This is a genomic window from Roseomonas sp. CAU 1739 (assembly GCF_039839775.1).
Classification (GTDB): Bacteria; Pseudomonadota; Alphaproteobacteria; order Acetobacterales; family Acetobacteraceae; genus Neoroseomonas.
This window is the reverse complement of record NZ_JBDOQQ010000012.1, coordinates 1-19,402: the sequence shown is the minus strand read 5'-3', so window position 1 is coordinate 19,402 and position 19,402 is coordinate 1. Positions and strand designations below refer to the sequence as shown.

The window sequence follows — 19,402 nt, the reverse complement described above, 5'->3', positions numbered from 1 at the left end:
CCAGCCTCCGCAGCGCCAGGCGGTGCATCAGCCGCGGTTCGCGCGCTCGAAGTTGCGCAGCACCGTATTGCCGCGCGTGGTCATGGTCGCGAGCGCCTGCTGGGCCGTCTGCTGACCCTGGAAGGCGCGCTCCATCTCTTCTTCCATGATGGTGCGGATCTCGACGAAGCCGCCGAGCCGGATGCCGCGGCTGTTGTCGGTCAGCGTGCCGCCGCCGCGCAGCAGCTGTTCGATCGGCACATCGGCGCCGGGATTGTCGCGGTAGAAACCCTTCTCCCGCGCGATGGCGTAGGACGCGCGGCGTACCGGAACATAGCCGGTGTCCATGTGCCACTGCGCATCCACCTCAGGCGTGCTGAGATACTTGAAGAATTCCGCGACACCTTGGAATTCGTCGCGCGAGCGTCCGCCGCCGGCGGCTGGACCCTTGTTCATCACCCACAGGCTGGCGCCGCCGATGATGGAATTGATCGGCGCGCGCGGCGTGCCCTGGTAGTAGGGCAGCATGGCCACGCCCCAGGCGAAGCGCGCTTCCCGCTGCACCCGCGCCCGGAAGCCGGAGGAGGTGTACATGATCGCCGCCTCGCCATTCGGGAAGGCGGGCTCGCCGGCATTGTTGCGGCCGCCGTAGCGGAAGGTGCCGTCCTTCTGCCAATCCACCAGCGCCTGCATGTGGCGTTGCACCAGCGGGTTGTTGATGCGCAGCTCAGTCCCCAGCCCACCGAAGCCGTTCGCCAGGGTGGCGAGCGGGATGTCGTGGATGGCCGAGAAATTCTCGATCTGCGCCCAGGTCAGCCAGGCGGTGCTCATCGGCACCTGCGTGCCGCCGCCGGCCTTCAGCTTGGGCAGGATCTCGGCGACACCTTCCCATGTCTCGGGGAACTTGTCGGGATCGACGCCGGCGCGGCGGAAGGCATCCTTGTTGTACCAGACGATGGTGGTCGAGCTGTTGAACGGCATCGACATCATCCGCCCGTCCGACAGGCTGTAATAGCCACGCACGCCGGGCAGGTAGTCGTCGAAGTCGATCTGCACGCCGGTCTCAGCCAGCAATTCATGCACCGGCTTCACCGCGCGGCCAGCCGCCATCATGGTGCCGGTGCCGACCTCGAACATCTGCACGATGTGCGGGGCGTTGTTGGCGCGGAAGGCGGCGATGGCGGCAACCATCGTCTCCGGGTAGGAACCGCGGAAGCTAGGCACGATCTTGAAGCGCGTCTGGCTGGCGTTGAAGTCGGTGGCGCGCTGTTCCAGCAGGCCACCGAGCGGCTGGGCGAGGCCATGCCAGAACTGGATCTCGACCGGCGCCTGTGCCAGGGCCGGGGCGGCGAGGGCCAGGGACGCGGCCCCGGTCAGCAAGGTGCGGCGCTGCATGGCGACGTGGTCTCCCGTTTCGATCTGCGTCGGCTGGGTAGCCGCGCTTCGTTGCAGAGAGACTACAGTGATATGTCAGATCGATGAAGCGGCTTCCGTCGGCGGGCCGACGAGACGGGCATAGACCTCGGGGTCGGTCGCGCCCTCGGTGCCGAACAGCAGGATACGGCTCGTGTCGTCCAGGCCCAATGCTGCACGAGCGAAGGGCTCGCGCGCCGCGAGCAGAAGGGCAGCGAGGCCGGCGACGGCACTTTCCCCGGCTACCACCGGCGGGCGGCGGGCGGCCAGCGCCTTCATGCAGGCAACGGCGCTGTCATCCGGCACCGCCATGACCGCGAAGGCGCTGCGCTCCAGTTCCTGCCAGGCGAGCAGCGAAGGTTCCCCACAGGCGAGCCCGGCCATCAGCGTGTCGAGATCACCGGTGATGGTCGTCGGCGCGCCGGCTTCGACGCTGGCGAGCAGGCAGGCGGCCTTGTCCGGTTCGGCGATGACGACCCGCGTCGCATTGCCGAATCGGGCGCGCATCTGCGTCGCGACCGCGGCAGCAACGCCGCCGACGCCACCCTGGATGAAGACATGGGTGGGTGCCGCGCCGATCTGGTCGGCGGCTTCGTCGGCCATGACCCGATAGCCCTGCATCACGTCGCGCGGCACCTCGGTATAGCCGGGATAGGAGGTGTCGGAGACGACGAACCAGCCATTCGCATCGGCCTGCTTCTGCGCCTCGCGCACCGCATCGTCGTAGTTGCCGGGGACGACGCGGATCTCCGCGCCGTATTGCGCGATGGCGTCGCGCCGCCCCTGGCTGACATGTTCATGCACGAAGATGACGCAGGCCGCGCCGAACAGCCTGGCCCCCCAGGCGACGGAACGGCCGTGATTGCCGTCGGTCGCGCAGCAGACGGTGATCGCCTTCGTCGCGTCCTTGTAGGCCCCTGCCATCAGCTCGGCCGCGGTCGCCGCATTGGCGGTGCCGCGCTTGGCCAATTCCGCCTGCAGCAGCCGCATCACCGCATAGGCACCGCCCAGCGCCTTGAAGGAGCCGAGGCCGAAGCGCCCGCCCTCATCCTTGTAGTGGACGCTGCCGACGCGCGCAGCGGCGGCGGCGTCGGGCAGATCCACCAGCGGGGTCTGGGCATAGCCGGGCCAGGAGGCGATCTCCTCCCTGGCGCGGCGGAAGCCGCTGTCGGGCAGCACGACGACGCCAGGCGTGCCGTGGCGGCGATTGATCAGGAAGCGGAATGGAAAGGTCGGGATCATGGCGGGCGCATATTGCGCCCGGCGGCGGCCCGCGCCAAACCGGCAGGTAGATCGGAGGGACGGCATGAAGATCACCATCCTCGGCGGCGGCGGGTTCCTGGGGCGCAAGCTGGCGACACGGCTGGCGAAGGACGGGGCCCTGGGCGGGCGACCCATCACCGAACTGACGCTGTTCGACCTGGCGGCCCCGGCCCCGATCGTCGCCCCCTTCCCGCTGCGCTGCCTGGGTGGCGATGTCGCCGACCCGGCCGCGGTGGCCGCGGCCATCCCTGCTGGGACCGAGGTGGTGTTCCACCTCGCCGCCGTGGTCAGCGCGGCGGCGGAGGCGGATTTCGACCTCGGCATGAAGGTGAACCTGCATGGCACGCTGGCGGTGCTGGCCGCCTGCCGGGCGCTGGCAACAAGGCCGCGGGTGATCTTCACCTCCTCCGTCGCCTCCTTCGGCGGCGGGCAGGATGCGGTGGTGCCGGATGACGGGCGGCAGGTGCCGACCAATTCCTATGGCGCGCAGAAGGCGATCGGCGAGCTTCTGCTGCAGGATGCGACGCGCAAGGGCTTCCTCGACGCCGTCAGCATCCGCCTGCCGACGGTGATGGTGCGACCCGGACGGCCGAACAAGGCGGCGTCGTCCTTCGTTTCCGCCGTGGTGCGCGAACCGCTGCTGGGTCTGGCGACGGATTGCCCGGTGCCGCCGGAATTCGCGGTGTGGATCTGTTCCCCACGCAGCGCGATGGAATGGTTCCTCCACGCCGCGACGATGGACACGGCGCCGCTCGGCACCGATCGTGGCATCAACCCGCCGGGGCGCAGCGCCACGGTCGCCAAGATGCTTGCGGCGCTGGAGGCGGTGGCCGGCCATGCGGCGCGCGACAAGGTCGGCTTCGTCTATGACAAGGAGGTCCACGACATCGTCGTCGGCTGGCCGGCCGCCTTCGCGGCGACGCGGGCGCGACGCTTCGGCTTCGTCGAGCAGGAATCGATGGAGGAGCTGGTGCAGGCCTTCATCGAGGACGACCTCGCCGCGACCAGGGCGGACCGGGGGATGTGACCCATGGAACGGCTGATCGAACGCATCATCGTCGTCAGCCGCTGGGCGCTGGTGCCCTTCTATCTTGGGTTGATCGTCGCGCTGTTCACGCTGCTGGCGGCCTTCCTGCGGGAATTGTGGTCGGCCGTCAGCAATGCGATGGCGTTCTCGGAACACCAAGCCATCGTGAAGGTGCTGTCGATGGTGGACCTGACGCTGATGGCCGGGCTGGTCGTCATTGTCATCTTCTCAGGCTACGAGAACATCGTCTCGCGCATCGACCCGGGTGGGGCGCGGGATTGGCCGGCCTGGCTGACCACGGTGGATTTCGGCGGGCTGAAGAAGAAACTGTTCGCCTCGATGGCCGCGATCTCGGCGGTGACGATGCTGAAGGCCCTGATGAAGCTGGAGGAGACGGTCAGCGAGACCCAGCTGTATTGGCTGGTGGTCATGAACACCGTCTTCCTGCTCGGCTACCTGCTGATGGCGATCGCGGACTGGTTCGCGGCGCGCACGACCAAGGGCTGAGTCACACCTCCGCCACCGCGCCGTCGCGCTCGGCCATCAGCCGGCGCATCGGCTCGGGGATCTCGGCCTTCTTCCCGGTCGCGTTGTCCACCACGACGCACAGCGCGCGCGCCGAACACAGCAGGCCATCACGCCACATCCCGTATTGATGGATGAAGGAGGTGCGGCGGAAGGACGCCGTTCGCACGCTCAGCAGCACCTTGTCCTGGAAATGACCGGGGCGGTGGTACTTCACCTCCAGCGTGCCGACCACCGGGCCGGGGCTGTCAGGAGAGAAAGTGCCGCCGGCGCCGAGCCACCAGTCGATGCGCATATCCTCGAACAGCGTCAGATACGCAGCGTGATTCACATGCGCGTAGATGTCGCATTCCGCCCAGCGGATGGTGTGTTCCCGCCAGATCGCCCATTGGCCCTCAACCGCGAAGCGGTCGCGCAGCGTCGCATCCATTGTCTCAGAGCCCCGCCTGCTCCAGCCGCGCGATGGCGCGTGCCATCGCCTGGGCGCGCGGGACGAAGCTCTCGACCTCGAGGTATTCCTCCGGGCTGTGCGCCAGGCCGCCGACCGGGCCAACGGCGCACAAGGTCGGTGCGCCCATCGCCGCGGTGAAGCCGGAATCGGCGCAGCCCCCAGTGAATTCGCCTTCCACCTTCAGCCCGCTTTCCGCCGCCGCCGCCTGATAGACCTTGAACACGCGATCCGAGGCTGGCGTCGGGTTCAACGGCAGGAATTCGCCCTTGATGGTCAGCGTGGATTTCGTGCCGGGGACGAAGGCGCGCGCGACGATGTCGTGGATCCTGCCCATGATCTCATCGCGATCGACCGGTTCGACATAGCGCAGGTCGATCTGGAACTGGCAGGCCGGCGCGGTGGTGTTGACCGACTGCCCGCCCTGGATCAGCCCGACATTCAGCGTGATGCCGCGCTTGAGATCGGTCAGCGCGTGGATGGCGACGATCTTGTTGGCGGCCTCGCCGATCGCACTGATGCCGGCTTCGAAATTGCCGCCGGAATGCGCGGCCTTGCCTTCGATGTCCACGACGGAGAACACGCCGCCCTTGCGCGCCTTCACCACGTTGCCCGACACGCGGCCCGGTTCGCTGTTGAACACCACGCGCGCATTCTTCGCTTCGGCTTCGATGACGGGGCGGCCTTCGGGGCTGCCGATCTCCTCGTCACCGGTGAACAGGCCGACCAGCGGGCCCGGCGCGCCGCCGAACTTCGCGTAGGCCGCGAGGACGAACATGTTCATCACGATGCCCGCCTTCATGTCGGCCACGCCGGGGCCATAGGCGCGGCCGTCCCTGATGGTGAAGGGCCGGCGTTCCGGCTCACCCTTCGGGAAAACCGTGTCGCGATGACCCATCAGCACGATGTTGGCGCGCTGGTTGCCGGTGCCGAGCGCATGCCCGCCATCGACGATGCCGCGGACGCAATCGCCATGCTTCGCACGCGGCACGACCTCGGTGGCGATGCCATGCGATTCCAGGAAGCGCCTCACCTGCGCGCCGGTGCGATCGACGCCGGCCTTGTCGTAGGACCCGCCATCGGTGTTCACCATCTCGGCGAGTTCGGCGAGCATCGCGTCCTTCTGGGACGCCAGCCAGGCGGTGATCTGCGCTTCGGTGCTCATGGGTGTCTCCTTGTCGTGCGGAGGTTTGCACCCGGAAGCACGCTTCGCAAAGGGGGCGCCAAAGGCCCGCGGTCCAGGGGGCCGTTGCCCCCTGGCGGGGTGGCCTGGAGGGGCGGCGCCCCTCCAGTGTGCCTACAGCGCCGGCCAGCGCTGCGCCCATGGATACGCCGCCTCATACTGCCGCGCGAGCGCGATCAGCAGCCAATCCGCCCCGAACGGCCCGACGAGCTGCACGCCGATCGGCAGCCCATCCGGCGAGGGATCGCACGGCACGTTCAGCCCCGGCAGCCCGCCGGCATTGACGATGCCGGTAAAGGCACGGTGGTAGGGCTTGCCGAACTGCGTCGCATCCCAGGGCAGCGCGCCGGCCGAGGGCATCACGATCACGTCCCAGTCGCGGAAGGCGACGGCGAACTGCGCCTGCACCTCGCGGAACGCGTTCAGCGCATCGACGTAGTCGGCGCCGGAGATGGTCTCGGCGCGTTCCATCATCTCCTCGTAGATGGCGCCGACCTTGCCGCGCCAGTCACGCTCGCGGATGGCCCAGGAAAGGCCCGCGGCGCCGATCGAGGGCCAGTGCTTCTCGAACAGCGAGATATCGACCGGCAGCACGCCTTCGGTGACGCTGTGGCCCAGCGCCGCCAGCTTGCGCGCGGCTTCGGCGCAGGATGCGGCGACCGGGGCCTCGACCTCCCACTGCGCGATGCGCGGGACGTAGAGGATGCGCAACCCCTTGGGCGGCGGCGGTTCCTCATGCGGGCCGGGCACGCCGATGGACAGGCGATCCTCGTCGAGCGGCCCCTGGATGAGCGACAATGTGATGGCGAGGTCGTCCACCGTGCGCGCGATCGGCCCGATCACCTCGGCATCGTCGAGGATGACCGGCAGGCCGTTGCGCCGCGCGACACGTCCGGTGGAGGGCTTGAGCCCGACCAACCCGCAATGGCAGGCCGGGCGGCGGATCGACCCGCCGCCATCGGTGCCGAGCGTGATCGGCCCGAAGCCCGATGCCACCGACGCCGCGCCGCCACCTGTCGAGGCACCCGGCGTCAGCGCCGGGTTCCATGGGTTGCGCGTTGTGCCGAAGGCCTTGGTGTCGACGTTGCCGCGGCCGAGCGTGAACTCCGACACGTTGGTCTTACCGAGGATGACCGCGCCGCCTGCGCGCAGGCGGGCGACCGGCGTCTCGTCGGCCTCGGGCACGTAGTCGAGATACAATTCGCTGCCCCAGGCGCAGCGCAGCCCGGCGACGGTGATGTTGTCCTTGATCGACACCGGCACGCCATCCAGCGGGCCGAGCGGCTTGCCCGCGGCGAAGCGCGCATCGGCGGCGGCGGCCGCTGCCGTCGCACCCGCCTCATCCAGCGTCGCGAAGGCGTTCAGCTTGGGATTCACCGCGGCTATGCGGTCCAGCACGGCGCGTAGCGCGGCACTCGGCGTCAGGCTGCCGTCGCGGAAGCGCGCGGCCAGCGCGGTGGCGGGAAGCCGCCAGATGTCTTCGCTCATGTCTGTATTCTCCGCGTCAGTTCGCCGGTGTGAAAAAGCGCGCGAGCGTGAACTCATCCGCGCGCGGGACGTAGGCGACGCTGCCGCGCGTCGCCCAGATATTCACCTGGTAGAGAATCGGCACCAGGGCCTGGTCGGTCATGGCGCGTTCCTGCGCTTCCTCGAGCAGCGCGCGCCGCGCGCCGTCATCGACGGTGCCGAGCGCGCGGATGATGATCGCATCGAGTGCGGGGTTGGAATAGCGGCCACGATTGCCGACGCCGAGGCCGCGGTCGCGATCGACGGTGGCAAGCAGTGCGCGCAGCGGCGAGGAGGCCTCGCCCGTATTGCTGCCCCAGCCGAGCAGCATGGCGGAGAAGGCGTGGTTCGGCGGCCCGCCCTGCGAAAGGATCAGGTTGAAGGGCAATGCCTCCGCGCGGACTTCGATGCCGATGCGGGTCAGCATCTGTGCCACGGCCTGCAGGATCTGCTCGTCATTCGGGAAGCGGTCGTTCGGGCCGTGGATGGTCAGGCGGAAGCCTTCCGGATAGCCGGCCTCGCGCAGCAGGCGGCGCGCGCCGTCGGGGTCGAAGGCGGGCGGCGGCAGGCGTGGGCTGGCGCCGAAGAAGCCTTCGGCGAGCAGACCGCCGGCGGCAATGGCCTCGTTGCCCATCAGCCGTTCCACGATCGCCTGGCGGTTGATCGCCATCGAGATGGCGCGGCGGACGCGGACATCGCGCAGCGGGTTGCCGGCCAGCGGCTGGCCGTTGCGCGCGCTGGCATGCGGCGTCACGTCGCGGAAGGTGTCGAAGCTGATGAACATCACGCGATTGGAGGTGGCGCGCCACAGCCGCATGTCCGTCCGCCGCCGCAGCGCGTCGAGCTGCGAAATGGGTGCGGCCTCGATCGCATCGAAATCGCCGGCGAGCAGGGCGGCGACGCGCGCACTGTCATTCGGCACGATGCGCAAGGTCACGCGCGCCCAATGCGGCGCACCGCCCCAATAGGCATCGTTGCGCGCCAGCACGACGCGGTCGCCCGGCGTGAAGCTTTCGAAGCGGAAGGGGCCGCTGCCGATCATCGCCGCGCCCGAGCGGAAATCGGCCGTGGGCGCCGTCTCGAATCGCCGCGGGATGATGGCGATGACGGACAGGTCGGTGGGCAGCAGCGGCTGCGGGCCGCGCGTGCTGATGCGCAGGGTGCGCGCATCCACCACCTCGACCGCCGCGATACCGCGCACGAACTGGGTGAAGGGGCCGGGGCTGTTGGGCACGGCGGGGACGCGGCGCAGGCTGGCGGCGACGTCCTCGGCCTCGACCGGTGAACCGTCATGGAACGTCGCGCCGGCACGCAGGCGGAACTCCCATTCAGTGTCCGAAACCGCGCGCCAGGATTCCGCGAGGCCGGGCGTCAGCGCCTGGCGCTCATCCTGGTGCACCAGCCGGTCGAAGACATGCGCGGCAATGGCGTTGTTGGGCACCAGGTTGTGGAAATGCGGGTCCACCGCCGTGGGCGTCGCCGCCAGCGCGACCGTCAGCGATTGCGCCATCGCCGTCTTCGCTGCCGCCAGGACCCACGCCGCCAGTCCCACTGCCCAATGCATTCGCATGTCCAGGCTCCAATGCCTCATCGTCACTCTCACGCGTGTCTCGCCATCTGAAAAGCCGTTAGGGTGGCCGCTGGCAGCATCTTTCGTGCCGCGGGCATTCCACCGAGGATCGCCGCCATTCCGATGAGCCTGGAGATCGCGATGCCGCTTCTGTCCTCCCGCCGTGCCCTTCTGGCCACGCCGCTCGCCGCGCCGGGCATCGCGTTGGCGCAGCAGGCGGGCTTCCCGAACCGGCCGCTGCGCGTGGTCGTGCCTTTCGCGCCGGGCGGCATCACCGACATCCTGGCGCGCGCGGCGGCCGAAGGGCTGTCAGGCAAGCTCGGCCAGCCGGTGGTGGTGGAAAACCGCGCCGGCGCCGGCGGCAATGTGGGATCGGAGGCGGTCGCGAAGGCCGCGCCCGATGGCTACACGATGCTCGCGGTGGGGCCCGCGGTGATGGGCATCGCGAAGCCGCTCTATGGCCGGCTGAACTACGATCCCGATGCCGATTTCGCGTGCCTCGGCATGCTCGGCGGGCAGGCCAATGTCATGCTGGTCAGTCCGCGGGCGCTGCCGGAACCAACCCTGCCGGCCTTGGTCACCGCCGCACGCGCAAAGCCCGGTGAGGTCGCCTTCGCCTCCTCCGGCAGCGGGTCGCTCACGCATCTGACGGCGGAGCTGTTCGCCAAGGATGCCGGACTGCGCATGGTGCATGTGCCGTATCGCGGCAGCCCGCCGGCGCTGGCCGACCTGATTTCCGGCCAGGTGGCGATGCTGTTCGATGCGCTGACCACGGCACTGCCGCTGCATCAGGCCGGGCAGGTCCGTATCGTCGGCATCGCGACCCGCGAACGCGCGGTGGAACTGCCGGATGTGCCGTCGCTGGTGGAGGCGGGCTTCCCCAATCTGGATGTTCCAAACTGGTTCGGCCTGTTCGTCCCGGCGGCCACGCCGACCCCGGTCGCGCAGCGCCTGTCATCCGCGCTGGCGGAGGTGACGGCGATGGAATCCTATCGCGCGCTGATGCGGGCGCGCAGCGCCATGCCGGTGGCGATCGGCGATGACGGGCTTGACGCATTCCTTGCGCGCGAGCGTAGCCGCTGGGCCGAGGCGGTGCGCAGCAGCGGCGCGCGGCCGGACTGATGGCCGGATCGGAACCTCCCGACGTTTCACGGCGACAATCGGTGCGCGGGAGGTCGGTGCGGCGACAGCGCGCCGAGCGGCGGATGCACGCACTGCGGATGGCGCGCATGGCGCGCCGCTACTCGATCTTGCCCAGCGCGCGCACGACCCGCACCAGCCGCGCGGCGTCCTCGGCGTAGAAGGCGGCGAAGGCCTCGCCTTCGCGGAAGTCGAGCGTATTGCCGCTCGCCGTCATAGCGCGGCGGAACTCGGCATCGGTGGCAACCTGGCGGGCGGCATCAACGATGCGCACGATGACAGGCGCCGGCGTGCCGGTGGGCGCGAACAAGCCAACCCAGATGTAGAATTCGCAGTCGGGAAAGCCCTTCTCGATCAGCGTCGGGACATCCTCGAAGCCGGCGAGGCGCGTGCGGCCCCAGGTGGCGATCGGGCGCAGCGCGCCGCTGCGCACATGCGGCGCGATCGGACCGGGACCGGAGGCCATGCACTGCACCTGCCCGGCCAGCAGCGCGGTCAGCGCCGGCCCGCCGCCCTGGAAGGGAACGTGCAGCATGTCGAGCCCGGCCGCCTGCGCGAGTTGCGCCATCGGCACATGCAGGGCGGAGTAGTTGCCCGCCGAGGAATAGGCGACCTGGCCGGGCCGTGCCTTCACATCGGCGATGAAGGCCTCGAGCGTGCGGATCGGCGATGCGGCGGGCACCACCAGCAGGGTCGGGTCGGCGGCGAACAACGCCACGGGCGTCAGCTGGTCGGTGGTGTAGGCAGGCTGGCGGCCGTTGACGCGCGCGGCTTCGGGCAGCAGCGCCATCGACGACAGCGCCATGAGCAGCGTGTAGCCATCCGGCGTCGCGCGGGCGACGGCGGCGTTGCCAATCTCGCCGGCCGCTCCGCCGCGGTTCACGATGGGCACGGCGACGCGCCAGATGCGCTCCAGCGCCGCGGCGACCGGCCGGCCCACCACATCCGCCTGGCCGCCCGGGGGGAAGGCGACGACCATGGTGACGGCGTGGGAGGGAAAGGCCTCCTGCGCCGTGGCGCCGCGCACGAAGGCGGCGGCAGCGGCGGAGCCGATAAGGATGCGACGCTTCATTGTTGTATTTCCTCCCGGTTGCTTGTCGTCGGGGTCAGGTCACGCGACGGGGTTCTCCAGCACGCCGATGCCCGGCACCTCGATGCGCACCTTGTCGCCCGGCTTGAGGAATTTCGGCGGTGCGAAGCCGATGCCCACGCCGGCCGGCGTGCCGGTGGCGATGATGTCGCCCGGTTCCAGCGTGATCGCCGCGCTGATGGTGGCGATCAGCGTGGGGATGCCGAAGATCAGGTCGTCGATGCTCGCGCGCTGGCGCAGTTCGCCGTTCACCCAGGTGGAGATCGACAGGCGCGGCGGCATGCCGGCGGCATCGGCCGTGACGATCGCCGGGCCCATCGGGCAATAGCCGTCGATGCCCTTGCCCAGGATCCACTGCCGGTGCTTGTGCTGCAACGTGCGCGCGGTGACGTCGTTGATGATGGTGTAGCCGAAGATGTGGGCGTAGGCTTCGGCCTCGCTGATGCTGCGGCCGCCGCGGCCGATCACCACCGCGATCTCGCCCTCGTAATCCGTGCTGTTCGAGGAATCGAGGAAGGACGGGATCGGGTCATGCGGCCCGATCACGCTGGTGGGCGGCTTGGAGAACACCACCGGCGCCTCGGGCACGACTTCCTTCGCGGTCGCGTCGAAGCCGGAGGACGCGAACTCCTTCGCGTGCTCATGGTAGTTCTTGCCGACGCAGAAGATGTTCTTCGCCGGGCGCGGGATGGGGGCGAGGATGGTGGCACCCTCGGCCACCGGCGCCCTGACTTCTGCCGCGCGCGCCGCCGCCAGCGCATCGCCGGCGATCAGTGCCAGCATGTCGCGCGGCAGCGCCGCATCGACCGCGAGAAGGTCCAGCACCTTGCCCGCATCATCCAGCGCGCCGATGCGCGTGCCCTTGCCGTCCCTGAACGTGACCAGTCGCATGGTGTCTCCCCCGGCTCTACCGCTTGCGCACGAACTCGGTCCGCAGGACGAGTCCCTTGATCGCTTCGTAGCGGCAGTCGATCTCCTCGTCATTCTCCGTCAATCGGATGGAGCGGATCACCGTGCCCTGCTTCAGCGTCTGGCCGGCGCCCTTGACCTTCAGATCCTTGATGACCGTGACCGAATCGCCGTCGGCGAGCGGCGTTCCCGCCGAATCCCGCACAACGCGCTGATTGGCAACGGCGTTCGCCGCGGCCACTTCCGAGGCCGGCCGCCACTCACCCGTGGCTTCGTCATAGACGTAGTCGTCGTCGCTGCCGGACATGTCAGCGCCCCGGTGCGGTTGCGGCAGGGTCGGCCAGCGGCAGCGTCGCGGCACGTTCCAGGGCCCGCGCGCCACGGAAAGCCAGGTCGTCGCGATACAGTGCGGCGACCACCTGCACGGCGCGGGGCATGCCCTCCCCGTCCAACGCCACCGGCACTGAGATGGCGGGCTGGCGGGTGAGGTTGAAGGCGAAGGTCCAGGGCGCCCAGTCGCGCCATAACGCCTCGGCAGGCTTCAGCGTGGGTTGATCGGCGGCGAAGGCGGCGGTCGGCGTGCAGGCGGTCAGCACCAAATCGTATTTCAGATGGAAGCGCGCCATGGCGTGCGCGGCCTCCAGGCGCATCGCCTCGGCGGCCAGGTAGTCCACCGCGGACATCTCGCCATTCTTCCGCGCGACCTCGACCATGCCGGCATCGAGCAGGCCGTGCTTCTCCTCCGGGATGGTGGCGAGCACGCGGGACAGCGCCACACCCCAGACGCGTCCGAAGATCGCACGGGTATCGGGCAGGCCCGGATCGGCTTCCTCGACCAGTGCGCCCTGTTCGGCGAGCATCTGCGCGGCGCCGGTCAGCACCGCATCGCCATCGGCATCGAGCGGCGGCTCGAAGCCCATCCGCCGCACCACGGCGACGCGCATGCCGGCGACGCCATCCTCGATGCCGTTGCGCCAGTCACGCGGTTCATCGGGCAGGCAATAAGGATCGCGCAGGTCGAACCGCGCCATGGCCGAGAACATCAGCGCCGCATCGCGGACAGTGCGCGTCATCGGCCCGGCCACCGCGACATGGCCGAAGGCGCCGAGCGGCCATTGCGGAATGCGGCCGAAGCTGGGCTTCACGCCCACCAGCCCGCAGAAGGCCGCCGGGATTCGGATGGAACCACCGGCATCGGTGCCGATATGCAGCGGCCCGAAGCAGGCGGCCCCGGCAGCACCAGCGCCGGAGGAAGACCCGCCCACCGTTCGCTGCGGGTTCCATGGGTTGCGCGTGATGCCGTGCAGCGGGCAGTCGCCGGGCGACTTCCAGCCGAATTCCGTCGTCGTCGTCTTGCCGAGGATGACCGCGCCCGATTCCTTCAGGCCTATCACCGATGGCGCATCCTCCGTCGCCGGCGTCGCATCAGTGGTGCGGCTGCCGCGCCGGGTCGGGAATCCGGCCAGGTTCAGCAAGTCTTTCACCGTGGCGGGCACGCCGTCCAACAGGCCGATCGGGCGGCCGGCGGCCCAGCGCGCCTCGCTCTCCCCGGCTGCCTGCAGCGCGCGCGGGTTCATGGCCGCGAAGGCGTTGACCCAGGGGTTGTAGCGGGCGACGCGCTCCAGCACGGCCTTCAGCGCCTCGACCGGCGAGAGTGCACGGCGGGCATAAAGGCCGAGCAGCGTCTCGGCGGTCATCTGGGCGGGGTCGGTGTCTGACATGGCGGCCACCATGTCCCCCCGACCCGCGCCGTTCAAGTCAGAGGCCGGTCATTCCGCCGCCAGGGGCAGCCGGTCCCTGCGGCATTCCATCAGCGGCTGGATACGTTCGCCGAATTTGTCGAGCCCTTCGAGGAAGTCGTCGAAGGTCAGCATGATGCCCTTGACGCCGGGCATCGACGCCACTTCGTCCATCATCCGCGCGACATTGGCGTAGGAGCCGACCAGCGTGCCCATGTTCCAGTTCACCGGCGTGGGCGAGCGCAGCACCGCCGCAGCCATCGAGGTATCGGCCGCCGTGGTGTCCTCCGCCGCCTTGCCGTGGAGGTAAGCCAGCGCGTCCTTGTCCGCGCCGTCGATGTAGGATTTCCACTTGGCCCAGGCGGCCTCGTCCGTTTCCTCGGCGATGATCATGTAGAGCATGTAGGCGCCGATATCGCGGCCGGTCTTCTGCCCCGCCGCCAGCACCCGGGCCGGGACCGAAGCCGCGCGGGTGGGCTCGTTCACGCCCTCGCCGAGGCAGAAATTGTAGTCGCAGAGCTGGGCGGCGAAATCCATGCCGCGATCGGACTGTCCTGCGGCGACCACCTTCACCGCATCCTTCGGGCGCGGGGACAGGACGCAATCGTCCATCTGGAAGTATTCGCCCTTGAAGTCCGAATGCCCGGTCTCCCACAGCTGGCGCATGATGGTGACGTATTCGGTGCTGTAGTCGTAGCGCCGGGCGAAGTGCTGGTCGCCGGGCCACAGCCCCATCTGGCTGTATTCCTTGGAATGCCAGCCCGAGACGATGTTCACGCCGAACCTTCCGTGGGAGATGGAATCGATCGTGCTCGTCATGCGGGCAATGATCGCCGGCGGGACGGTCAGCACCGCGACGGAGGCGAACAGCATGATCTTCGTGGTCACCGCCGCGAGCCCCGCCATCAGCGTGAAGCTTTCGAGGCCGTGGTCCCAATACTCGGTCTTGCCGCCGAAGCCGTGCAGCTTGATCATCGACAGGGCGAAGTCGAAGCCGTGGCCCTCGGCCTTCTGCACCACCGCCTTGTTGAGATCGAAGCTCGGCATGTATTGCGGCGAGGTGGCCGAGATGATCCAGCCATTGTTGTTGATCGGGATGAAGACGCCGATGTCCATGATGCGCTCCGCAGCCTGTGGGCCCGGCGAGGCGATGGCCGCCGGTTGACCCCACCCGTTCCGCAAGTACCGTGCCACCTTCGGTTGCACGGAGATCACCAATGAGCGACGGCAAGTCCAAGCCCTGGGACTGGAGCGAGGCGGAATGGCGTCAGATCGTCGGGCGGGCCCGTGCGGGCCGCTCGCTCGCGCCGGCGTCCTGGCCGGGCGGGGCGCGCTGCGCCGTCTCGCTGTCCTTCGATGCGGACCATGAGACGATCCCGCTGCGCGATTCCGACGAAAGCCCGATGCGCATCAGCCAGGGGCAATACGGGTCGCGGCAGGGGGTGAAGCGCATCCGCGCGCTGCTCGACCGGCATGGCGTGCGGGCGTCGTTCTTCTACCCCGCCGTCTCCGCGCTGCTGCACCCGGAGGAAGTCCGCGCCGTCGCCGATGAGGGCCATGAGATCGGCATCCATTCCTGGATCCATGAGGCCAACACGCAGTTGCCGCCCGGCGTCGAACGCGACCTGACCTTCCGCGCCACCGATACGCTGGAGAAGATCAGCGGCCGCCGTCCGGTCGGCATCCGCACGGCGTCGTGGGATTTCTCGGTCGATACGATGGACATCATCCGCGAACTCGGCCTGCTGTATGATTCCTCGCTGATGGCCGATGACGATCCCTATGAACTCGAAGTCCAGGGCGCGCCGACCGGCGTCGTGGAGCTGCCTCCGGAATGGATCCGCGACGATGCGGTCTATTTCAACATGCACCGCTTCTCGGCGCTGCGGCCCTACACGCCGCCTTCCGCGGTGGAGGAGATCTTTCGCGCGGAATTCGAAGGCGCGGTCGCCGAGGGCGGGCTGTTCCTGCTGACCATGCACCCGCATGTCATCGGCCATCGCAGCCGCATCGCGCTGCTTGACCGGCTGGTCACGCTGATGAAGGGCACGCCCGGCGTATGGTTCGGCACGCATGAGGAGGTGGCGCGCTGGTGCGCCGAGCAGGCGGGCATGCGGGCCTGAACGACGTCCGGCGCAGGGATTGCTCCGCGCCGGCCACGATATTGGACTGCGAGACGTGACCCTGCGCAGACGCGTGATGCTGGCCGCCCTGGCAACGCCAGCCCTGGCCCAGGCCCAGACGACCGGGCCGATCCGCCTGGTCGTGCCCTTCGCCCCCGGGGGGTCGGTGGATGTGCTGGCGCGGCCGATGGCGCCGCGCCTGTCGGAGCAGCTGCACCAGGATGTGGTGGTGGAAAACCGCACCGGCGCGGCCGGGCTGATCGCCGCGGAATACGTCGCGCAGTCGCCACCCACCGGGACCACCCTCCTCGTCGCCTCCGGCGGGCAGGTGACGATCGCGGCCGCCCTCGCGCAGAACCTGTCCTTCGACCCGATGAAGGACCTGGTGCCAGTGTCACATCTCGCCGATGTGCCGCAGGTGATCGTGGTCGGTCCGTCAGTGCGCCAGGCCAACCTGCCGGCGCTGATCGCGGAGGCCAAGGCGAAGCCCGGAGAGATCACCTATGTCTCGCCGGGCACCGGCTCCGTCACGCATCTGCTGGTGGAACTGCTGAACCAACAGACGGGCGCGCGCTTCGAACACGTGCCCTATCGCGGCATTGCCCAGGCGATGACCGACCTGATCGCGGGGCGCGTGGCGATGACGCTCGCCGCTTTCGCCTCGGTCAAGCCGGCGCTGGATCGTGGCGAGGTGCGCGCGCTCGCCGTGGTGGGCCGCGCGCGCCTGCCGCAATTGCCCAACGTGCCGACCACGGCCGAACTCGGCATCGACGGGTTGGATGTGCGCGTCTGGATCGGCCTGGTCGCGCGCAGCGGCACGCCCGCCCTGGCCATAGCGCGGATCGATGAGGCGGTGCGCCAGGTGCTGACCATTCCCGAATTGCGCGACCGGATGGAACCGCTCGGCATGGTGGCGGTGGGCGAAGGCCCCGCCGCCTTCGGCGCGACGCTGGCCGAGGATCCCGCGCGCTGGCGGCTGGCGGTGACGCGAGGGAACATTACGCTGAACTGAGATCGCGCATCATGACCGAGACCGACCCGATCATCGCCACACTGCGGCAATACGACACGCCCACGGTATGGAACGCGCTGACGAAGCTGCGCGGCCACAGCGTGCACGGGCTGACCATCGGGCGGATGGTCGCGACCGATCCGGCGATGCGCATGGTCGGGTATGCCGTCACCGCGCGGATGGCATCCGATGCGCCATCGCCGCTGACGCAGGCGGAGAAGGACGAAATCCGCTTCGCCTATTATCGCATGGTGGGCAACGGACCCGCCCCGCGCATCGTGGTGATGGAGGATGCCGGCGAGACACCTGGCCAGGGTTCGATCTGGGGCGAGGTGCATGCGGCGATCCATCGCGGCCTGGGCTGCGTCGGCGTCATCACCAATGGTGCTGTGCGTGACCTCGACGCGCTGGATGGCTTTCCGATCCTCGCCGGCAGTGTGTGCCTCGGCAACGGCTTCACCCAGATCACCGCGATCGGGGAGACGGTGTGCGTGTTCGGGATGACGGTGCGGCCCGGCGACCTGATCCATGCCGACCGGCACGGGGCGATGGTGGTGCCGGCGGAATACGTGGCGGCGCTGCCGGATGCGATCGCGGCATTGCTGGTCCAGGAGCGGCAGATGATCGACGGCGCGCGCGCGCCCGGCTTCGATGCCGAGGCGCTGATCCGGATGTGGCAAGGCTCACATTGATCGCGCGGTACGAGGGCTTCCGGCGCGGCATGGAGGCGCGATGCACCGCGCGCATCAGGACAAGGCGGAACCGGAGAGGGCTTTGCCCCCTCCGGACCACCCCCACCAAAGGCTTAAGGCCTTTGGAAACCTCGACTTGGTGCCGGGCACGATGGCCGGTCCCGAACATCGCGGTTGCCTTGGGGCGCAGAGCTGAATCCCGGCGCTGATGCTACCCGCGGCACCCGACGCCACATAGCGGTTTCCAAAGGCCCACTGGCCTTTGGTGGGGAGAGGGGCAACGCACCTCTCCGCCGCACCAGCATCACGTCACGACGATGTTGAACTGCCGCGCCACCGCGGTCCATTCGCCGATCTGCTGATTGATGATCGTCGTGAAATCCGCGCCCAGCGGTGGCGGGTTGCGCGGCAGTGTCTGCAACTCCTCGAAGCGCGCCATCAGCTCGGGCCGCGCGACCAGTTGCGGGATCAGCGTTGTCAGCCGTTCGGCGATCGGGGCAGGCAGGCCCTTCGGCGCCGACAGGCCGAGCCATTGCGCCGAGGTCAGCTTGGCGAAGCCGAGTTCGGCGAAGGTCGGCACATTGGGGAAGGCCGCCAGGCGCTGCGGCGTGGAAACGGCCAGCGCGCGCAGCACGCCGTCCTTCATCAGTTGCACATTGGTGGTGATCGGGTCGATCATCGACTCGATCTGGTTCGCCATCAGGTCCTGCATGGCCGGCGCGGAACCGCGATACGGCACGTGGTCGAGGTTGATCGCGCCCGTCTCGCCCGTCAGCATCGCGCCCAGCAGGTGCGGTGCCGAGCCGATGCCCGAGGAGCCGTAGCGGACCGGCCGCGTGCGTGCCGCCGCGATGTACTGGTCGAGCGTCTGATAGGGTGAATCCGCCTTCACCAGCAGCACGTTCGAGGCCTCGACCAGCATCCCCATATGCGTGAAGTCGGTCACCGGGTGGAACGGCAGCGTCGGCATGGTGGCGGCCGAGAAGACATGCACCGAGGCATGGCTGACCAGCAGCGTGTAGCCATCGGCCGGCTGCTTGGCGACGAAGTCCGTGCCTATGACGCCGCCCGCGCCGGCGCGGTTTTCAACCACGACCGTCTGGCCGAGGGACTGGGACAGCATCGGCGCCATCAGGCGGCTGACGGTGTCCACCAAGCCGCCCGGGGGGAACTGGGCGACCAGCCGGAGCGAGCCGCGGGTCGGCCAGGCGCCAGATTGAGCGGCGGCGAAGCGTGGAGCGGCGAGCCCACCGAAAGTGCCACCCACGGCCAGCCCAAGAATTGCGCGACGATTCATGAAATTGCTCCCTGTTCAGGCGCTTGTGGCAACAGATGACCGTGAAATGGGCATTTCAGCGCCGCTCCCGGCCGGGCATCCGTCGTGGTGCAGGGGATGGCAAGCATCGTGCCGCGTGCATTGGTCGGCTTGCGCCAGGGCAATGCGCCGTCGTTGAGGCTGGCGCGGAGGGGGAACCGTGGAGGTGCCACCAGCCGCACGCGTCGGGCTACACGGCCTGCGCGGCACCGATGACCGCGGGGCCGGCCCAGCTTGCCGAGAGCCCGCCAGAACGGACCCCGACGGAATGGAACGTCTCGGGCGACCGAGGAATGTGTTCGCGAAAATGGAGCGATGTGCGTAAGCGCAGCCGAACGCGCGCCGCGCTAGGTTCCGTGGACAGTTACCTGAGCCAAAGGATGGTGGCGGCGATGGTGACGACGGCGAGGAAGTTGCGGGCGGTCTTTTCGTAGCGTGTGGCGACGCGGCGGAACTGCTTGAGCTTGG

The 19,402-nt window shown here is 69.0% G+C and carries 18 protein-coding genes and 1 pseudogene; 6 read left to right on the top strand and 13 right to left on the bottom strand.

The window, feature by feature from the left end; all coding sequences use genetic code 11:
* Positions 1–27 precede the first annotated feature (27 nt).
* A complete protein-coding gene (gene ugpB / locus AAFN86_RS18650; protein WP_347544967.1) occupies positions 28–1,374 on the bottom strand; it encodes a sn-glycerol-3-phosphate ABC transporter substrate-binding protein UgpB in 1,347 nt (448 codons plus the stop codon).
* A gap of 75 nt (positions 1,375–1,449) precedes the next feature.
* Positions 1,450–2,634 (bottom strand): diaminopropionate ammonia-lyase, encoded by a 1,185-nt coding sequence (locus AAFN86_RS18645; RefSeq protein ID WP_347544966.1) that lies wholly within the window; start codon positions 2,632–2,634, stop codon positions 1,450–1,452.
* A gap of 64 nt (positions 2,635–2,698) precedes the next feature.
* On the opposite strand from AAFN86_RS18645, the gene denD reads away from it, so the two are divergent.
* Positions 2,699–3,682: a D-erythronate dehydrogenase gene (gene denD, locus AAFN86_RS18640; protein WP_347544965.1), complete on the top strand. Its 984-nt coding sequence runs from the start codon at positions 2,699–2,701 to the stop codon at positions 3,680–3,682.
* Positions 3,683–3,685: 3 nt separating this feature from the next.
* On the top strand, positions 3,686–4,189 hold the full coding sequence (locus AAFN86_RS18635) for a YqhA family protein (protein WP_347544964.1): 504 nt from the start codon (positions 3,686–3,688) through the stop codon (positions 4,187–4,189).
* A 1-nt stretch (position 4,190) separates the two neighbouring features.
* On the opposite strand, the gene AAFN86_RS18630 is transcribed toward AAFN86_RS18635, so the two are convergent.
* The 4 genes from AAFN86_RS18630 to AAFN86_RS18615 form a co-directional block, all read right to left on the bottom strand.
* Positions 4,191–4,637 carry a thioesterase family protein gene (locus tag AAFN86_RS18630; RefSeq protein WP_347544962.1) on the bottom strand — a complete coding sequence of 149 codons (447 nt, stop codon included), beginning with the start codon at positions 4,635–4,637 and terminating at the stop codon, positions 4,191–4,193.
* Between the two features lie 4 nt (positions 4,638–4,641).
* Positions 4,642–5,820 (bottom strand): M20 family metallopeptidase, encoded by a 1,179-nt coding sequence (locus AAFN86_RS18625; protein ID WP_347544960.1) that lies wholly within the window; start codon positions 5,818–5,820, stop codon positions 4,642–4,644.
* A gap of 132 nt (positions 5,821–5,952) precedes the next feature.
* Positions 5,953–7,326, bottom strand: coding sequence for an amidase (locus AAFN86_RS18620; protein WP_347544959.1), 1,374 nt, complete (start codon positions 7,324–7,326; stop codon positions 5,953–5,955).
* Between the two features lie 16 nt (positions 7,327–7,342).
* Complete coding sequence (locus AAFN86_RS18615) at positions 7,343–8,914, bottom strand: ABC transporter substrate-binding protein (RefSeq protein ID WP_347544958.1); 1,572 nt, start codon at positions 8,912–8,914, stop codon at positions 7,343–7,345.
* Between the two features lie 123 nt (positions 8,915–9,037).
* On the opposite strand from AAFN86_RS18615, the gene AAFN86_RS18610 reads away from it, so the two are divergent.
* Positions 9,038–10,036 carry a tripartite tricarboxylate transporter substrate binding protein gene (locus AAFN86_RS18610; RefSeq protein ID WP_347544957.1) on the top strand — a complete coding sequence of 333 codons (999 nt, stop codon included), beginning with the start codon at positions 9,038–9,040 and terminating at the stop codon, positions 10,034–10,036.
* Between the two features lie 118 nt (positions 10,037–10,154).
* On the opposite strand, the gene AAFN86_RS18605 is transcribed toward AAFN86_RS18610, so the two are convergent.
* From AAFN86_RS18605 to rutA, 5 genes are read right to left on the bottom strand one after another with little or no spacing between them, the layout of a single operon-like run.
* Complete coding sequence (locus AAFN86_RS18605) at positions 10,155–11,126, bottom strand: tripartite tricarboxylate transporter substrate binding protein (RefSeq protein WP_347544955.1); 972 nt, start codon at positions 11,124–11,126, stop codon at positions 10,155–10,157.
* Positions 11,127–11,165: 39 nt separating this feature from the next.
* A complete protein-coding gene (locus tag AAFN86_RS18600) occupies positions 11,166–12,035 on the bottom strand; it encodes a fumarylacetoacetate hydrolase family protein (RefSeq protein ID WP_347544954.1) in 870 nt (289 codons plus the stop codon).
* A gap of 16 nt (positions 12,036–12,051) precedes the next feature.
* Positions 12,052–12,360: an alkylphosphonate utilization protein gene (locus AAFN86_RS18595; RefSeq protein WP_347544953.1), complete on the bottom strand. Its 309-nt coding sequence runs from the start codon at positions 12,358–12,360 to the stop codon at positions 12,052–12,054.
* A 1-nt stretch (position 12,361) separates the two neighbouring features.
* The gene (locus AAFN86_RS18590) at positions 12,362–13,774 is read right to left on the bottom strand and encodes an amidase (protein WP_347544952.1); all 1,413 of its coding nucleotides are present in this window, start codon (positions 13,772–13,774) and stop codon (positions 12,362–12,364) included.
* A gap of 48 nt (positions 13,775–13,822) precedes the next feature.
* The gene (rutA, locus tag AAFN86_RS18585) at positions 13,823–14,908 is read right to left on the bottom strand and encodes a pyrimidine utilization protein A (protein ID WP_347544950.1); all 1,086 of its coding nucleotides are present in this window, start codon (positions 14,906–14,908) and stop codon (positions 13,823–13,825) included.
* A 101-nt stretch (positions 14,909–15,009) separates the two neighbouring features.
* On the opposite strand from rutA, the gene AAFN86_RS18580 reads away from it, so the two are divergent.
* Genes AAFN86_RS18580 through AAFN86_RS18570 form a run of 3 tightly spaced genes read left to right on the top strand, consistent with a single transcriptional unit; the run spans position 15,010 to position 17,619 of the window.
* Positions 15,010–15,915, top strand: coding sequence for a polysaccharide deacetylase (locus AAFN86_RS18580; protein ID WP_347544949.1), 906 nt, complete (start codon positions 15,010–15,012; stop codon positions 15,913–15,915).
* Positions 15,916–15,970: 55 nt separating this feature from the next.
* On the top strand, positions 15,971–16,927 hold the full coding sequence (locus AAFN86_RS18575) for a tripartite tricarboxylate transporter substrate binding protein (RefSeq protein ID WP_347544947.1): 957 nt from the start codon (positions 15,971–15,973) through the stop codon (positions 16,925–16,927).
* An 11-nt stretch (positions 16,928–16,938) separates the two neighbouring features.
* A complete protein-coding gene (locus AAFN86_RS18570; protein WP_347544946.1) occupies positions 16,939–17,619 on the top strand; it encodes an RraA family protein in 681 nt (226 codons plus the stop codon).
* A gap of 304 nt (positions 17,620–17,923) precedes the next feature.
* On the opposite strand, the gene AAFN86_RS18565 is transcribed toward AAFN86_RS18570, so the two are convergent.
* Both AAFN86_RS18565 and AAFN86_RS18560 read right to left on the bottom strand, forming a co-directional pair.
* Positions 17,924–18,916 (bottom strand): tripartite tricarboxylate transporter substrate binding protein, encoded by a 993-nt coding sequence (locus AAFN86_RS18565; protein WP_347544944.1) that lies wholly within the window; start codon positions 18,914–18,916, stop codon positions 17,924–17,926.
* A 382-nt stretch (positions 18,917–19,298) separates the two neighbouring features.
* A pseudogene (locus AAFN86_RS18560) lies at positions 19,299–19,402 on the bottom strand (IS5/IS1182 family transposase); the annotation flags it as partial.

What these genes read in the sequence shown, in the direction of transcription:
- AAFN86_RS18620 (WP_347544959.1), bottom strand. Translation starts at nt 7,326, where the DNA reads ATGAGCGAAGACATCTGGCGGCTTCCCGCCACCGCGCTGGCCGCGCGC.
- denD (WP_347544965.1), top strand. Translation starts at nt 2,699, where the DNA reads ATGAAGATCACCATCCTCGGCGGCGGCGGGTTCCTGGGGCGCAAGCTG.
- AAFN86_RS18615 (WP_347544958.1), bottom strand. Translation starts at nt 8,914, where the DNA reads ATGCGAATGCATTGGGCAGTGGGACTGGCGGCGTGGGTCCTGGCGGCA.
- AAFN86_RS18610 (WP_347544957.1), top strand. Translation starts at nt 9,038, where the DNA reads ATGAGCCTGGAGATCGCGATGCCGCTTCTGTCCTCCCGCCGTGCCCTT.
- AAFN86_RS18565 (WP_347544944.1), bottom strand. Translation starts at nt 18,916, where the DNA reads ATGAATCGTCGCGCAATTCTTGGGCTGGCCGTGGGTGGCACTTTCGGT.
- AAFN86_RS18635 (WP_347544964.1), top strand. Translation starts at nt 3,686, where the DNA reads ATGGAACGGCTGATCGAACGCATCATCGTCGTCAGCCGCTGGGCGCTG.
- AAFN86_RS18645 (WP_347544966.1), bottom strand. Translation starts at nt 2,634, where the DNA reads ATGATCCCGACCTTTCCATTCCGCTTCCTGATCAATCGCCGCCACGGC.
- AAFN86_RS18580 (WP_347544949.1), top strand. Translation starts at nt 15,010, where the DNA reads ATGAGCGACGGCAAGTCCAAGCCCTGGGACTGGAGCGAGGCGGAATGG.
- AAFN86_RS18605 (WP_347544955.1), bottom strand. Translation starts at nt 11,126, where the DNA reads ATGAAGCGTCGCATCCTTATCGGCTCCGCCGCTGCCGCCGCCTTCGTG.
- AAFN86_RS18600 (WP_347544954.1), bottom strand. Translation starts at nt 12,035, where the DNA reads ATGCGACTGGTCACGTTCAGGGACGGCAAGGGCACGCGCATCGGCGCG.
- AAFN86_RS18570 (WP_347544946.1), top strand. Translation starts at nt 16,939, where the DNA reads ATGACCGAGACCGACCCGATCATCGCCACACTGCGGCAATACGACACG.
- ugpB (WP_347544967.1), bottom strand. Translation starts at nt 1,374, where the DNA reads ATGCAGCGCCGCACCTTGCTGACCGGGGCCGCGTCCCTGGCCCTCGCC.
- AAFN86_RS18590 (WP_347544952.1), bottom strand. Translation starts at nt 13,774, where the DNA reads ATGTCAGACACCGACCCCGCCCAGATGACCGCCGAGACGCTGCTCGGC.
- AAFN86_RS18630 (WP_347544962.1), bottom strand. Translation starts at nt 4,637, where the DNA reads ATGGATGCGACGCTGCGCGACCGCTTCGCGGTTGAGGGCCAATGGGCG.
- AAFN86_RS18595 (WP_347544953.1), bottom strand. Translation starts at nt 12,360, where the DNA reads ATGTCCGGCAGCGACGACGACTACGTCTATGACGAAGCCACGGGTGAG.
- AAFN86_RS18625 (WP_347544960.1), bottom strand. Translation starts at nt 5,820, where the DNA reads ATGAGCACCGAAGCGCAGATCACCGCCTGGCTGGCGTCCCAGAAGGAC.
- rutA (WP_347544950.1), bottom strand. Translation starts at nt 14,908, where the DNA reads ATGGACATCGGCGTCTTCATCCCGATCAACAACAATGGCTGGATCATC.